This is a genomic window from Metabacillus mangrovi (assembly GCF_009711125.1).
Lineage (GTDB): Bacteria > Bacillota > Bacilli > Bacillales > Bacillaceae > Metabacillus_B > Metabacillus_B mangrovi.
The window spans coordinates 86,999-102,111 of sequence record NZ_WMIB01000010.1; the positions used below are offsets into that span (position 1 = coordinate 86,999).

At 50.2% G+C, this 15,113-nt stretch carries 11 protein-coding genes; 1 reads left to right on the forward strand and 10 read right to left on the reverse strand.

Annotated features, from left to right (window positions below; all coding sequences use genetic code 11):
- Positions 1 to 154 precede the first annotated feature (154 nt).
- Positions 155 to 529, reverse strand: a complete 375-nt coding sequence (locus GKZ89_RS11570) for a response regulator (protein ID WP_155112571.1) — start codon at positions 527 to 529, stop codon at positions 155 to 157.
- 160 nt (positions 530 to 689) lie between these two features.
- On the opposite strand from GKZ89_RS11570, the gene GKZ89_RS11575 reads away from it, so the two are divergent.
- Complete coding sequence (locus GKZ89_RS11575; RefSeq protein WP_155112572.1) at positions 690 to 1,229, forward strand: DUF2529 domain-containing protein; 540 nt, start codon at positions 690 to 692, stop codon at positions 1,227 to 1,229.
- Positions 1,230 to 1,746: 517 nt separating this feature from the next.
- On the opposite strand, the gene pyrG is transcribed toward GKZ89_RS11575, so the two are convergent.
- The 9 genes from pyrG to GKZ89_RS11620 all read right to left on the reverse strand — a co-directional run bounded on the left by pyrG (position 1,747) and on the right by GKZ89_RS11620 (position 15,093).
- Positions 1,747 to 3,354: a CTP synthase gene (gene pyrG, locus GKZ89_RS11580; protein ID WP_155112573.1), complete on the reverse strand. Its 1,608-nt coding sequence runs from the start codon at positions 3,352 to 3,354 to the stop codon at positions 1,747 to 1,749.
- 241 nt (positions 3,355 to 3,595) lie between these two features.
- Positions 3,596 to 4,153: a DNA-directed RNA polymerase subunit delta gene (rpoE, locus tag GKZ89_RS11585; protein WP_338324921.1), complete on the reverse strand. Its 558-nt coding sequence runs from the start codon at positions 4,151 to 4,153 to the stop codon at positions 3,596 to 3,598.
- Positions 4,154 to 4,547: 394 nt separating this feature from the next.
- The gene (gene icmF / locus GKZ89_RS11590; protein WP_155112575.1) at positions 4,548 to 7,787 is read right to left on the reverse strand and encodes a fused isobutyryl-CoA mutase/GTPase IcmF; all 3,240 of its coding nucleotides are present in this window, start codon (positions 7,785 to 7,787) and stop codon (positions 4,548 to 4,550) included.
- Positions 7,788 to 7,831: 44 nt separating this feature from the next.
- The gene (locus tag GKZ89_RS11595; RefSeq protein ID WP_155112576.1) at positions 7,832 to 8,458 is read right to left on the reverse strand and encodes a TetR/AcrR family transcriptional regulator; all 627 of its coding nucleotides are present in this window, start codon (positions 8,456 to 8,458) and stop codon (positions 7,832 to 7,834) included.
- A gap of 58 nt (positions 8,459 to 8,516) precedes the next feature.
- Positions 8,517 to 9,656, reverse strand: coding sequence for an acyl-CoA dehydrogenase (locus GKZ89_RS11600; RefSeq protein ID WP_155112577.1), 1,140 nt, complete (start codon positions 9,654 to 9,656; stop codon positions 8,517 to 8,519).
- A 15-nt stretch (positions 9,657 to 9,671) separates the two neighbouring features.
- Positions 9,672 to 10,808, reverse strand: a complete 1,137-nt coding sequence (locus GKZ89_RS11605) for an acyl-CoA dehydrogenase family protein (RefSeq protein ID WP_162356759.1) — start codon at positions 10,806 to 10,808, stop codon at positions 9,672 to 9,674.
- A gap of 18 nt (positions 10,809 to 10,826) precedes the next feature.
- On the reverse strand, positions 10,827 to 11,678 hold the full coding sequence (locus GKZ89_RS11610; RefSeq protein ID WP_155112578.1) for a 3-hydroxybutyryl-CoA dehydrogenase: 852 nt from the start codon (positions 11,676 to 11,678) through the stop codon (positions 10,827 to 10,829).
- Between the two features lie 24 nt (positions 11,679 to 11,702).
- Positions 11,703 to 12,875 (reverse strand): acetyl-CoA C-acetyltransferase, encoded by a 1,173-nt coding sequence (locus GKZ89_RS11615; RefSeq protein WP_155112579.1) that lies wholly within the window; start codon positions 12,873 to 12,875, stop codon positions 11,703 to 11,705.
- A 106-nt stretch (positions 12,876 to 12,981) separates the two neighbouring features.
- Entirely contained in the window at positions 12,982 to 15,093 is a 2,112-nt protein-coding gene (locus GKZ89_RS11620) for a (Fe-S)-binding protein (RefSeq protein WP_155112580.1), read from the reverse strand.
- Positions 15,094 to 15,113 lie beyond the last annotated feature (20 nt).

The window sequence follows — 15,113 nt, forward strand, 5'->3', positions numbered from 1 at the left end:
GCTAAACCCGAAAAGCTTATCAAATCTAGCTTGACCAGAAAATTTCCTGTATATGTAACTAAGAAATGGATGCATAGCTTTTCTAAACAATAGCATACCAATAACAAGGAAAATCGGCAACTTTTCGACACAAGTCCAAAAATTCAAACTACTGTCAGTTCGATTTTAAGGGAAGATGTTTTTTTACCGCAGCGCGGATCTCATCAATATCAAACGGCTTCGCAAAATGCGTTAGAGCCCCAAGGTCTTTCGCTTCCTGGATCATATCCAGCTCACCGTATGCCGTCATGATAATCACCCGGATGTTCGGGTCTACAAGCTTCATTCTTTTCAGGATTTCAATTCCATCCATACCAGGAATTTTCATATCAAGCAGTACTAAATCAGGTGGAGTCTGCTCAAGGATTTCCAGTGCCTGAAAGCCGCTTGCCGCCTGATACGTATCGTAGCCCTCTTTTTGAAACACTTCATTGAGCAGGATTCTGATTCCATATTGATCATCCACGATTAAAATCTTTTCTTTCGCCATTTGTGCACCTCTCCGCTATTATTCCTTATCATCTATGATACTAATTCTGTCCGGATGGTCAATCTCCTGCCTCAAAATGGATAATGCCTAACTTTTTGTAATATGAGCTGATATTCCGTATAATGCCTGTGACAAGAACATCGAAAAAGGAGTTTTTCCTATGCTTAAAATATTTTCCACCCAGCTTGCCGGGCAATTCCAGCGGATCCAGAGCCAGGAGGAATTTTCAATAGAGGATGGAGCAAGACTGCTTGCCCAGGGCTGCGCAGGAGACGGCACGGTTTATGTGCACGGGTTCAGCGAAATGGCTGCCATTGTAAAGGAAGCAACAGAAAGCCTGGAGCCGTTCCCTGGAGCCAGGGCCCTTTTTAATGAAAAAGGGGAAATGGCCAGCGTCCAGCCCTCTGACCGTGTACTGCTGTTCACCCGGCTGGCTTCAGACGAGGAAGCTATTCTGCTCGCACAAAAGCTGCAGCAGGAAGGCATATCAACCGTTGGCGTGTCCGCCATCGATGTTGAAGACGGGTTCCAGTCCGCCGTGGACATCCACATCGATTCAAAACTCAAAAAACCGATGATCCCGGCTGAAGACGGCAGCCGCTATGGCTTCCCGGCCATCATGACGGGGCTGTTTGTTTATTATGCATTGCGGTTTACGGTGGAGGAGATTTTAGGGGAGATCGAGGACTTAAATTACTGACGGATGGGGTGGGGTGCTCTGACCCCACTTTCGCTAAAGCACGAAACCTCCGTCCCCATCTTCACGAACGCTGTCTGCACAAGGGATTGGCGGGGTCATGCTTTTTCCCCCGCTCCTTTAAAGCGGTGGGGGTCAGTGCACGGTTAAAAGAACCGCAGCGGCCAAGGAAGTGTCTGACCCCTGTTCTGCTAAAGCATTAAAGCTCCGGCACCGAAGCTGTAAACTCTTGCTGCCCATGGGTTTGCGGTGACAGGTCTCTGTCCCCTTTTGCGTTAAAGCGGAAGGGGACTGGCACCGTGCCAGTCCCCACACTCTCTGCCGTACTAAAGCTCCGGCACCGACTTTGGAAACTCTTGCCGCCCAAAGGTTTGCGGTGACAGGCCTCTGTCCCCGCTTACGTTAAAGCAGAGCGGGACTGACCCCGCCTCAGCTCTTTACTACTCTACACTGCTCTCCACCTCACCTCACCCATCAAAAAAAACCACCCCTCCGTTAAAAAGGGGTGGTTTTTTCTATATTACAGCTTTTCCGCAGTTTTGAGTGATGCTTGGATGAAGTCGCGGAAGAGCGGCTGCGGTCTTGTCGGTCTGGATGTGAATTCCGGGTGGAACTGGGATGCGACAAACCATGGGTGGTCTTTCAGTTCGATGATTTCGACCAGTCTGCCGTCCGGGCTTGTACCGGAGAAAATGAAGCCGGATTCTTCCATAGCCTGACGGTATTCGTTGTTGAATTCATAGCGGTGGCGGTGGCGTTCGTAGACCACTTCATCCGCATAAGCTTCCATGGCTTTGGAGCCTTCCGTCAGCTTGCACGGGTAGATCCCGAGACGGAGTGTACCGCCGAGGTCTTCAATATCCTTTTGCTCAGGCAGCAAGTCAATGATTGCATGCGGAGTGAGCGGATCGATTTCTGCAGAGTGTGCTCCCTGCATCCCAAGGACGTTGCGCGCAAATTCAATGGATGCAACTTGCATGCCGAGGCAGATTCCGAAGAACGGCACGCGGTTTTCACGGGCATATTTCGTGGCAGCGATTTTGCCGTCCACTCCGCGGTCCCCAAATCCTCCCGGTACGAGAATCCCGTCTGCATGGGAAAGAAGGGTGCTTACGTTTTCATCTGTTACTTCTTCTGCATTGATCCAGTCGATGCTGATATCGGCGTCAAATGCGTAGCCTGCATGACGGAGAGCTTCCACTACAGAGATGTAGGCATCCTGAAGCTCAACGTACTTTCCGACAAGGGCAATTTTCGCCGTTTTGGAAAGGTTAGTCACACGGTGCACCAGCTCTTTCCATTCTTCCATATCTGGTTCCGGGCAGTTCAGTTTAAGATGCTCACAAGTAATGGTGTCAAGCTTCTGTTCCTGAAGTGCGAGCGGAATGGAGTAAAGCGTGTCCGCATCACGGCACTCGATTACTGCTTTTGAGTCGATGTCACAGAAAAGGGCAATTTTGTCCTTCATATCCTGAGAGATCGGGTACTCGGTACGAGCCACGATAACGTTCGGCTGGATGCCAAGGCTTCGCAGTTCTTTAACGCTGTGCTGGGTCGGCTTAGTTTTCATTTCGCCTGCAGCTTTGATATATGGTACGAGGGTACAGTGGATGTACATGACGTTATCGCGGCCAATATCGCTTTTGATCTGGCGGATTGCTTCAAGGAATGGCAGGGATTCGATATCGCCGACGGTTCCCCCGATTTCTGTAATGACAACATCTGCGTGCGTTTCTTTCCCGGCACGGAACACTTTGTCTTTGATTTCATTGGTAATATGAGGAATAACCTGTACGGTTCCGCCGAGGTAATCGCCGCGGCGTTCTTTTTTCAGCACTGTGGAATAAACTTTTCCCGTCGTCACATTGCTGTATTTGTTCAGGTTAATGTCGATAAAACGTTCGTAGTGCCCCAAGTCCAGATCGGTTTCAGCGCCGTCTCCTGTTACGAACACTTCTCCGTGCTGATAAGGACTCATTGTTCCCGGGTCCACGTTAATGTATGGATCGAATTTTTGGATGGTTACATTCAATCCTCTGTTCTTAAGCAGACGGCCCAGGGATGCAGCCGTAATACCTTTACCGAGCGATGAGACAACACCGCCGGTCACGAAAATATACTTTGTCATTTGATGGTCTTCCCCCTCGCGAGATTCAATCTTTGTATAATTTGTGCCAATCCCGCCTATTTTACTTACAGCCGGAGCAATGGCATTGCTAAATACAGGTACAGTCGTATGCCTTTTGATTAAAATAAGAAAGCCCCCTTCCAATTGCTCAGAAGGGAGCTGATATAATCATCGTTAAAAGCACTTAAAAAGAGCCCAGATAAAATACTACCTACTTCATGGATGAAAGTCAAGATGAATCTTAATCTTCGTCCTCTTCGTCATCATCGAAGCTGTCATCGTCTTCATCTTCATCGTCTTCCAGATCCTCTTCAATCATTTCATCCAGATCCTCTTCGTCCTCGTCATCTGCATCATCTGCATCTGTTTCATCGAGGTCATCCGCATCGTAGTCATCCAGATCATCAAAGTCCAGATCCTCTTCTTCTTCCGCCTCATCAAACGTTTCCTCTTCAAAATCGTCATCTGCAGCAGCTGCTTTTTTGGATTTTTTCTTCTTCGCTTTTGGTGCAGCGGACATTTCTTCCTCAAGCGTATCAACCGGATACCAGTTACGGAGTCCCCAGCGGTTATCGCCTACAGAAATGAACCGTCCATCGATGTTCATATCCGTGTAGAATTGGGCAATCTTTTCTTCAACCTCTTCTTTGGAAAGGCCGAGTACATTTTTTATTTCTTTCATTAATTCCTGGAAATCGATCGGCTGATTTTTTTCCTTTAGAATCTGGTGGGCGATTTCAATAAAAGACATCTCTTTGATTTCTTCTTTCGAGTATTGCTTTAAACTCAATGAAGGCACTCCCTTTCTTATTCGTCCATTCTTTATATAAAGGCGGAGTAAGGCGGATCGCCTGCCTGGCCCGTATGTAAGCTATGATGATGACATAAATTCATATCTTTCATTATAAACAAATTCTAGCACTTTATGCTAGCGGATTCTTTGAAAATATAATGAAACACCAAGTCTGGAAGTCCGTTTTGTAAAGTTCCTTCCTTTACATACTTTGATGGTTTTGCAGGATGCTGCAGATGAAAAACTCATCCCCCGGCCCAAGGACCTTTGAGCCCCCCTTTTTTTCTGCCATAGTCCGGCCCCTTCAATCAAGCCTTGTCAAGACCCTCTGTTTCTGGCTGGCAATGACAAAACCCCCGGAATCCGAACGTTTCCCGGGGGTGCTGATCCAATCAGCTGATTACATATTCCGGCGGTACTGGCCTCCTGCTTCATACAGGGCTCCGGTAATCTGGCCGAGGCTTGCATATTGTACAGTATGCATGAGCTCCTCGAACAGGTTGCCGTTCGCTATGGCCGTCTGCTGGAGTTTTTCGAGTGCGGCTTCCGCTTCTTTTCCGTGCTTTTGCTGGAAAGCTTTCAGGTTTTGAATTTGGGTTTCTTTTTCTTCCTGTGAGGCACGGGCGATTTCCATGCTGTCCAGCGCTTCCTCGGATGGCGGATTTGGATTGAGATAGGTGTTCACGCCGATGATAGGCAGCTCTCCGTTATGCTTCTTCATTTCGTAATGCATCGATTCATCCTGTATTTTGCCGCGCTGATATTGGGTTTCCATTGCACCAAGGACCCCGCCGCGTTCGTTGATGCGGTCAAACTCCTCAAGCACAGCTGCTTCCACCAGATCCGTCAGTTCTTCAATGATGAACGATCCCTGCAGCGGGTTTTCATTTTTCGTGAGTCCATGCTCTTTTGTAATGATCATCTGAATGGCCATTGCCCGGCGCACCGATTCCTCGGTTGGCGTCGTGATGGCTTCGTCATAAGCATTTGTATGCAGGGAGTTGCAGTTGTCATGAAGGGCCATTAGCGCCTGCAGCGTCGTACGGATATCATTAAAATCAATTTCCTGCGCATGCAGGGAGCGCCCGGACGTCTGGACATGGTATTTCAATTTCTGGCTCCGCTCATTCGCCCCGTACTTATCACGCATCACTGTTGCCCAGATTCTTCGCGCCACCCGCCCGATCACCGTATATTCGGGATCAAGGCCATTGCTGAAAAAGAAGGATAGATTCGGTGCGAAATGGTCGATGTTCATGCCTCTGCTTAAATAATACTCCACATAGGTGAAGCCGTTCGCGAGCGTAAAGGCGAGCTGGGAAATCGGGTTAGCTCCCGCTTCTGCAATATGGTAGCCGGAGATGGAAACCGAATAATAGTTCCGCACCTTCTGCTCTATGAAATATTCCTGGATATCCCCCATCAGCTTTAAGGCAAATTCTGTTGAAAAAATGCACGTGTTCTGTCCCTGGTCTTCTTTTAAAATATCCGCCTGGACAGTACCCCGTACAGTCTGCAGGGTGAACGCCCTGACTTCTGCCTTCTCTGCTTCATCCAGCTCACGCCCAAGCTCTGTTTTCCGTTTATCAAGCTGCTGCTGGATGGCTGTGTTCATAAACATTGCCAGGATAATCGGTGCCGGTCCGTTGATCGTCATGGAGACCGATGTGGACGGAGCACAGAGGTCAAAGCCGGCATACAGCTTCTTCATGTCCTCAAGCGTACAGATGCTCACCCCGCTTTCGCCGACTTTCCCGTAAATATCGGGACGGTGGGCAGGATCCTCGCCATATAGGGTAACGGAATCGAACGCTGTGCTCAGCCGCTTCGCTGCATCGTCTTTGGACAGATAATGGAAACGGCGGTTCGTCCGCTCAGGAGTCCCTTCTCCGGCAAACTGCCTTTTCGGATCTTCTCCCTCCCGTTTAAACGGAAAGACGCCTGCTGTGTAAGGGAAGGCCCCCGGTACATTTTCCCTGTAGATCCAGCGAAGCAGGTCTCCTTTATCCCTGTATGCAGGAAGAGAGATCTTCGGAATGCGCAGCCCGGATAATGACACCGTCTTCAGTTTTGTCACGATTTCCTTATCGCGGACTTTTACCGTAAATTGATCTGCCTGATACTTCTCTTTTAAAGAATCCCAGTTTTCAAGATGGCTGCGGGATTCTTTGGAGAGCTTTTCCAGGGCTTGCTCTTTTAAATGCTGCAGGGATGACACTTCTGCCTCGGGAAGCATTGCCATTACGCCATCAAGCTGATAGAGCTTTGTGGCGGCTTCCGCCTGCTGTTCTGCTTTTTTATGATAATTGCGGACCGTTTCGCTGATCTCTCTTAAGTAATAGCGGCGTTCACTTGGAATGATGACGTTTTGCTTCGTTACTTCTGCTGAGGTTTCTAAGCGGGAATGCCATTCCACTCCTGTTTTCTGGCGAAGCTCGGTTAAAAGGGCCTGGAAGAGGCTGTTTGTGCCGATATCGTTAAACTGGCTCGCAATGGTCCCGTATACCGGCATCTCGTCCAGATCCTGTTCGAACAGGTTCCGGCTCCGCTGGTACTGCTTTTGGACCTGGCGCTTCGCGTCTTCTGATCCTTTGCGTTCAAACTTATTGATGACGATGAGATCGGCATAGTCGATCATATCGATCTTTTCAAGCTGGGTCGGGGCACCGAATTCACTGGTCATCACATACATGGAAAGGTCGCAGATATCGGTAATGCCTGCGTCACCCTGCCCGATCCCGCTCGTTTCCACTACGACAAGGTCATAGCCGGCTGCTTTTACGACTGAAATGGCATCCTTGATCGCAAGGGACAGCTCCGAACGCGACTGTCTCGTTGCAAGGCTCCGCATGTAAACTCTCGGATTGAAGATCGCATTCATCCGAATCCGGTCTCCGAGCAGGGCTCCTCCGGTTTTCTGCTTCGTCGGATCGACGGAGAGGATCGCGATTTTCAATTCAGGCAGTTCATTGATGAACCGGCGGATGAGCTCATCCGTCAGTGAACTTTTTCCGGCCCCGCCCGTTCCGGTAATCCCGATGACCGGTGCTTTAGAGGCTGTCTGCTGAAGGCCGGCCATCATTTTTTCCGCTGCTGCGGCGGCTTCGTTGGATTTATCCGCTTGCGCCTCTGCGAGGGTGATCAGCTTGGCAACGGCTGTCACGCTTCCGTTCTTCAGCTCTTCCAGCTCCCCGTCAAGCTTTGTGACAGTTGGAAAATCGCACTCCTCGATCATCTGATTGATCATGCCCTGCAGTCCATTTTTCCGGCCATCTTCAGGAGAAAAGATCCTCGCAATCCCGTATTCGTGCAGTTCCTTTATTTCCCGAGGAATAATGACACCGCCGCCACCGCCGTAAATGCGGATATGCGGGGCTCCCTTTTCCTTAAGCAGGTCATACATGTATTTAAAATATTCGACATGCCCGCCCTGATAGGAGGAGATGGCGATGCCCTGTGCATCTTCCTGGATGGCTGCATTCACTACTTCCTCTACGGAACGGTTATGCCCCAAATGGACGACCTCTGCTCCGCTTCCCTGCAGGATCCGTCTCATAATATTGATGGATGCATCATGTCCGTCAAACAAACTTGAAGCTGTTACAAATCGAACGGCATGCTTTGGCTTGTAAATATGCATGCTGCGTTTCCCCCTTTTATTCACCGCCCATCCCCATGTGCGGCTTACTGGTCTTGTATCCTTATCCCATTTAAAATCAGCACCGTCTGAGAGGCAATATACTCTTCAATCGTACAAAGCCGCTGGAGCGCCCATCTCCTGAAGGCCCACATCTGGCCCTGGACAAATATGTTATGTGCCAGCAGCTTTTTCTCGCTGTCGGACAGCTGAAACGCTTTGTTCACGATGCAGTTGTCGATGACCCGTTCAAACATGCCGACCATTTCGACTTCTTTTTGGAGGACATAAGGCAGGGCATCCTTCGACAGGGATTTTGCTTCCTGATACATAACAAGCACTTCATCCTGCATATCGTCAATGACCCTGAAATAGTTGGCAATGGCATGTTCAAGCCCTTCCACCGTTCCGTGCTGCGGGTCAATATCCTTTTCCAGCCGGATGCGGACCTCATCATAAATCGTATCGCAAACGAGGTACAGCACATCCTCCTTCTGGCGGATGTATTCATATAACGTGCCGATGCTGAAGCCTGATGCCTTTGCGATTTCCCTTGTGGTCGTGCGGTGGAAGCCTTTTTGCTTAAACAGGCTGACGGCTCCCTTGATCATTTGATCCCGTCTCTTTTTAATCAGCCGTTCATCCTTTACGGATGCCGGCACCTCTCTTCTCATAAGGATCGGCCCCTTTTAACAGCCCCCAGGGAGAGTGACCCGCTCCCTGAAGAAGCGGTTATTTTGTGATCATTCTGGAAATAACGAGCCGCTGAATTTCCTGGGTGCCTTCATAGATTTGGGTGATTTTCGCGTCTCTCATATACCGCTCAACCGGATAATCCTTTGTATAGCCGTATCCGCCGAATACCTGAACAGCTTCCGTTGTCACCTTCATGGCCGCGTCTCCCGCAAACAGCTTCGACATCGCGGATTCTTTTCCGTAAGGAAGCCCTTCCGACTCAAGCCATGCTGCCTGGTACGTCAGCAGGCGTGCCGCTTCAATGCTTGTCGCCATATCTGCAAGCTTGAAGCCGATTCCCTGCTGGGCTGCGATCGGCTTGCCGAACTGCTGCCTTTCTTTTGCATAATGGACGGACGCATCCAGTGCTCCCTGAGCGATTCCGACAGCCTGGGCGGCGATTCCGTTTCTGCCGCCATCCAGCGTCATCATCGCGATTTTAAAGCCGTCTCCTTCTTCACCAAGCATGTTTTCCTTCGGCACACGGCAGTCTTCAAAGATGATCTCCGTTGTCGGTGAAGAGCGGATGCCGAGTTTTTTCTCTTTTTTGCCCACCGAGAAGCCCGGGAAGCTGCTTTCCACGATAAAGGCTGTCGTGCCTTTATGCTTATGGGACGGATCCGTTACCGCGAATACGATGTAAATGTCTGCAATGCCCCCGTTTGTGATGAAAATTTTCGAGCCGTTAAGGACATAGTCATCCCCGTCAAGCTTCGCGTACGTTTTCATTCCGCCTGCATCTGATCCGGAGCCCGGCTCTGTCAGTCCGTAAGCACCGATTTTCTCTCCCTGCGCCATCGGCTTTAAGTACTTCTGTTTCTGCTCTTCCGTACCAAATTTGTAAACCGGCCAACCGGCTAAGGAAGTATGAGCAGAAAGGGTCACACCAGTGGAAGCACAGACACGGGACAGCTCTTCGACCGCAATTACATAGGCGAGATAATCACTTCCGATGCCGCCATACTCTTCCGGCCACGGGATGCCCGTCAGTCCAAGCTCCGCCATTTTGTCAAAAAGCTCCCGGTCGAAGCGCTCTTCCTCATCCCGTTCTGCTGCTGTCGGTTCGACTTCTTTCCTGGCAAAGTCACGCACCATTTTCCGGATCATTTCATGTTCTTCTGTCAGTTTAAATTGCATCGTCTTCTCCCCCTGTTAGCTCGTTAAATTTTTCGAAATGACCAGTCTTTGAATCTCGCTCGTTCCCTCATAAATCTCACAGATTTTTGCGTCCCGGAAGTACCGCTCTACTGGATAATCCTTCGTATAACCGTAGCCGCCGAACACCTGAATCGCCTCGGTGCTGACCTCCATTGCGGTTCTTGAGGCAAACAGCTTCGCCATCGAAGCTTCCTTCCCGCATGCAATGTTGTTCTGGCGCATGAAGGCAGCCTGGTAGACTAAGAGCCTTGAGGCTTCCACTGCCGTTGCCATATCGGCAAGCTTAAAGCCGATTCCCTGCTGGGCGGCGATCGGTTTTCCGAACTGGCTTCTTGCAGCTGCGTATTCGACTGATTTTTCAAGTGCTGCTTCTGCAATTCCGAGAGATTGAGCGGCAATTCCAATCCGGCCTGCATCGAGATTTCCAAGTGCGATCTTAAAGCCATGCCCTTCTTCCCCGAGAAGATTGTCAGCAGGCACACGGCAGTCTTCAAGTGAGATCTGCACTGTTCTCGAACCGTTCAGCCCCATTTTGTGTTCATCCTTACCGATGATGAACCCTTCCGTCCCTTTCTCCACGATAAAAGCTGAAATCCCTTTACTGCCTGCAGCAGGATCCGTCGAAGCAAATACGATGTACATATCTGCTTCACCGCCGTTCGTGATGAATACCTTCGATCCGTTCAGAACGTAGTCACCGTCTTTGCGCACTGCCTTCGTTTTCAGCCCGGCTGCATCTGACCCTGCCCCCGGCTCCGTCAGACAAAAAGCCCCGAGGTATTCACCTGAAGCAAGCTTTGGCACATACCGCTGCTTCTGGTTTTCATTGCCGAAGTAAAGAATCGGATTTGTACCGACAGATGTATGGACAGACAGGATCACTCCCACGGTCGCACTCATCTTTGATAGCTCATGGATGGCAATGATATAGGACGTAAAATCCATTCCGGCTCCGCCGTACTGCTCCGGGACCGGGATCCCCATTAACCCGAGCTCTCCCATTTTGGCGAGGATTTCCCGCGGAAACTCCCCAGCCTCCATTTTCTCAATAAACGGCTCGATTTCGCTGACTGCAAAATCGCGCACCATTTTCCTCATCATCTTCTGTTCTTCTGTAAAATGAAGGTTCACGCTGTTTCCCCCTGCCGTTTATGCGTACTCGTAAAAACCTCTCCCCGACTTTTTACCAAGCCATCCGGCTTTTACGTATTTCCGCAGCAGCGGACAAGGCCGGTATTTGTCATCCCCGAAGCCTTCATGCAGCGTCTCCATAATATACAGACATGTATCCAGACCGATAAAATCTGCAAGCGTCAGAGGCCCCATCGGATGATTCATCCCAAGCTTCATCACTTCATCAATGGCCTCGCGGCTCGCGACACCTTCATACAGCGTGAAAATGGCTTCGTTGATCATGGGCATTAAAATCCGGTTCGACACAAAGCCAGGGAAATCATTGACCTCTACCGGCACCTTTTTTAGCGAGTGTGTCATCTGTTCAACCGCTTCGTAAACGGAGTCCTCTGTCGCAAGGCCGCGGATGATTTCCACGAGCTTCATAACAGGCACCGGGTTCATAAAATGCATGCCGATAACCTTGCCCGGACGGTCCGTTGCCGCAGCAATCTCTGTGATCGGCAGGGATGACGTGTTTGTTGCAAGAATCGCATGCGGCTGGGCGAGCTCATCCAGCTTCGCAAAAATCGTTTTTTTAATTTCCATATTCTCTACCGCGGCTTCGATGATGAGGTCTGCCTCACGAGCACTTTCGATGCTGAGGGACCGCTCCAGACGGCCGATCGTTTCTTCCATCTCGGCTGCTGTGATTTTTTCCTTATCTGCCTGTCTCTGCAGGTTTTTCCGGATGCCTGAGAACCCGCGGTCTAAAAATTCATCCTTTAAATCCTGCAAAATGACTTCAAAGCCTGCCATCGCGCAAACCTGGGCAATCCCTGAACCCATCTGGCCTGCTCCAATCACCATCACTTTGTTGATTTCCATCTTCCCATCCCCCTTAAAAGATCCTTACACCTCTACCATAATGGCGTCACCCTGGCCGCCGCCCGAGCAAATTGCAGCAATCCCGATGCCTCCGCCCCGTCTTTTCAATTCATGAATGAGCGTCAGCAGAATACGCGCTCCGCTGGCTCCGATCGGATGGCCGAGTGCAACAGCTCCTCCGTTCACGTTCACCTTTTCCGGATCAAGGCCGGCAATCTGATTGCTGGCGAGGGCCACGGCGGCAAACGCTTCATTGATTTCAAATAGATCAATATCTGCAGCGGTCTTTCCGGTTTTTTTCAGCAATTCGCTGATGACAAGACCCGGCGTCTTCGGAAAATCTGCCGCTTCCGTCGCAACGGCTGTGTGAGCAATGATTGCAGCAAGTACGTCTTTGCCTTCTTGTTGTGCTCTTTCTTCACTCATCAGGACAAAGGCTGCTGCTCCGTCATTCACCCCCGGCGCATTACCCGCAGTAATGGTGCCGTCATGGCCGAAGACCGGTTTTAATGCCGACAGCCGCTCAATAGAGGTATCTGCCCGCGGAGCCTCATCGCGTTCGACAAGAACAGGGTCCCCTTTGCGCTGCGGAACGCTGACGGGAACGATTTCTTCACGGAACAAATCGCCTGCCTTTGCTGCCCGCTGATGGCTCCGTAATGCCCATTCATCCTGGGACTCTCTCGTAATCTCCAAATCTTTTGCCGTTTTGTTCCCATAGGTTCCCATATGGACACCTTCAAAGCTGCACGTCAGACCGTCATGCACCATCAGATCCTTAACCGCAGCATCACCCATCCGGAAGCCCCATCTGGCTTTCGGAACGATATAAGGGGCATTGGACATGGATTCCATTCCTCCGGCAACGATCACTTCTTCATCTCCAGCGCGGATGATCTGGTCAGCCATCGTGACACTTCTTAATCCGGAGGCACATACTTTGTTCACTGTCTCTGTTTTTACTTCCCATGGAATTCCGGCATGGCGCGCGGCCTGCCTCGAAGGGATCTGTCCCTGGCCTCCCTGCAGCACATTACCGAGAATGACTTCCCCAACCTCTTCAGGACGGACGCCGCTTCGGTTCAACGCTTCCTTAACCGCGATGCCGCCAAGCTCAGAAGCTGTCAGCGCCTGCAGCGCTCCTCCAAATTTTCCAAAAGGTGTACGGGCTCCTCCAACGATCACTGTTCTTCCCATTATAATTCCTCCTTTTATTTAGGAAACGCTTACAAAAAGCTGACTGAACGCTCGCTCAGTCTATGAAAAAAGGGATAGCAGCACATATTGCGCCGCCTTTCTCCTTTTATGCGATGTCTTTTTTCCCTTCACCAATGACTGCTTTTTCCAGAAGCTCGGCAACATCGTAAGTGGATACGGTCTCTTCCACTTCCTTCGCCTTCGTTCCGTCGCTCAGCATCGTCAGGCAGTATGGACAGCCGGAGCTGATCACCGTTGGATTCACGGCCAGCGCCTGTTCGGTCCTGGCGACGTTGATCCGTGTGCCGGTATCCTCTTCCATCCACATTAAACCGCCTCCCGCACCGCAGCACATTCCGGTTTCACGCCGGCGCGCCATCTCGACAAGCTTTACCCCTCTAATGGATTTCAGAATATCCCGTGGTGCATCATACACATCATTGTAGCGGCCGAGGTAGCAGGAATCATGGAAGGTAATGGTTTCCTTCACCTCGTGCACCGGTTTCAGCTTCCCTTCTTTTACAAGCTTGGCGAGCAGCTCGGTATGATGGTATACCTCTGCCTGCAGCCCGAAGTCCGGGTACTCATTTTTAAAGATATTATAGGCGTGGGGATCGATGGTGATGATTTTTTTCACACCGATTTTCTCGAATTCTTCTATGTTTTTTGAAGCAAGCTCCTGAAACAGGAATTCATTGCCGAGCCTTCTTGGTGTATCACCGGAATTCTTCTCTTTGTTGCCGAGAATGGCAAAGGTAACGCCAGCTTCGTTCAGCAGCTTTGCAAAAGAAAGGGCAATTTTCTGGCTTCGGTTATCAAAGGACCCCATGGATCCGACCCAGAACAGGTACTCGAATTCCTCATCCTTTTTCTGCAGCTCTTTAACCGTCGGGATGATAACATCTTCTCTTGCCTCACGCCAGTTTTCTCGCTCTTTCCGGTTCAGCCCCCAAGGATTTCCCTGGCGTTCGATGTTGGTCATCGCACGCTGTGCATCTGCATCAAGCTTCCCTTCTGTCAGTACAAGGTAGCGGCGAAGGTCAATGATCTTATCCACGTGCTCGTTCATGACCGGGCACTGATCTTCACAGTTGCGGCACGTCGTGCATGCCCAGATTTCCTCTTCGGTGATGACCTCGCCGATCAGGCTTGGATTGTAGGCAGAGGTAGCTGCTGCTTCCTTTGAACCTTGAGTCGCGGAGGCCATTGCGAGCTGGTTCCCTTGCGTATCCGCAAAAGCGAACGCCGGAACCCATGGTGTCTGGGAAGTTACAGCGGCTCCCTTGTCCGTCAGGTGATCACGGAGACGAAGGATCAGATCCATCGGCGACAGCATTTTTCCTGTACCGGTTGCCGGGCACATATTCGTACAGCGTCCGCATTCGACACAAGCATACAGGTCGATCAGCTGAGACTGCCTGAAATCTTCTATTTTCCCGACCCCGAAGGACTCTTGGGATTCATCTTCAAAGTCAATTTTTGAAAGCTTTCCTGGCGGCCCAACTCTGGAGAAGAACGTATTCGCCGGACCGGCGATCAAGTGAGCGTGCTTTGATTGCGGAACATATACGAGGAAGGTGAGCAAAATCAGCAGGTGAACCCACCAGGATACGTAAAACACTGCAATCGCCGCGGTCTCGTTCATAAAACTCAATAAGAAGGCAAGCGATGAAGCAATCGGCTCCGTCCAGGTCAGCTCATGATCATGCCAGATGAGTGCCATCGCGTTCCCAAGAAGCACGGAAAGCATCAGCCCGCCGATGAAAATGAGGACAAGACCCGCTTTAAAATTGCGCTTCAGGCGGACGAGTTTTTCAATGTAGCGTCTGTAAAATGCCCAGACAACAGCAACCAAGATGACAAACGTCACAATTTCCTGAAAAAATGTAAATCCGGGATAAAGCGGTCCAAGCGGCAGGTGGTTCCCCGGAGAAATCCCTTTTATAATAAAATCAATCGCCCCAAACTGCACAAGGATGAATCCATAAAAGAACATGACATGAATGATTCCGCTCTTTTTATCCTTCAGCAATTTTTTCTGGCCGAAGACATTCACCCAAATCTGATTAAGGCGTTCCTTCCATTTCCCATCGAATTCTTCCTTTTTCCCCATCCGGATGTAAGCCACCCGGGAACGGATCAAATGAACAAACAGCGCAACGGCGTAAGCGGTTACAAATAAGAATGCAGCCAGATTAATCCACAGCAGGATGCCCATTTCATTTCCCCCTATCTGAT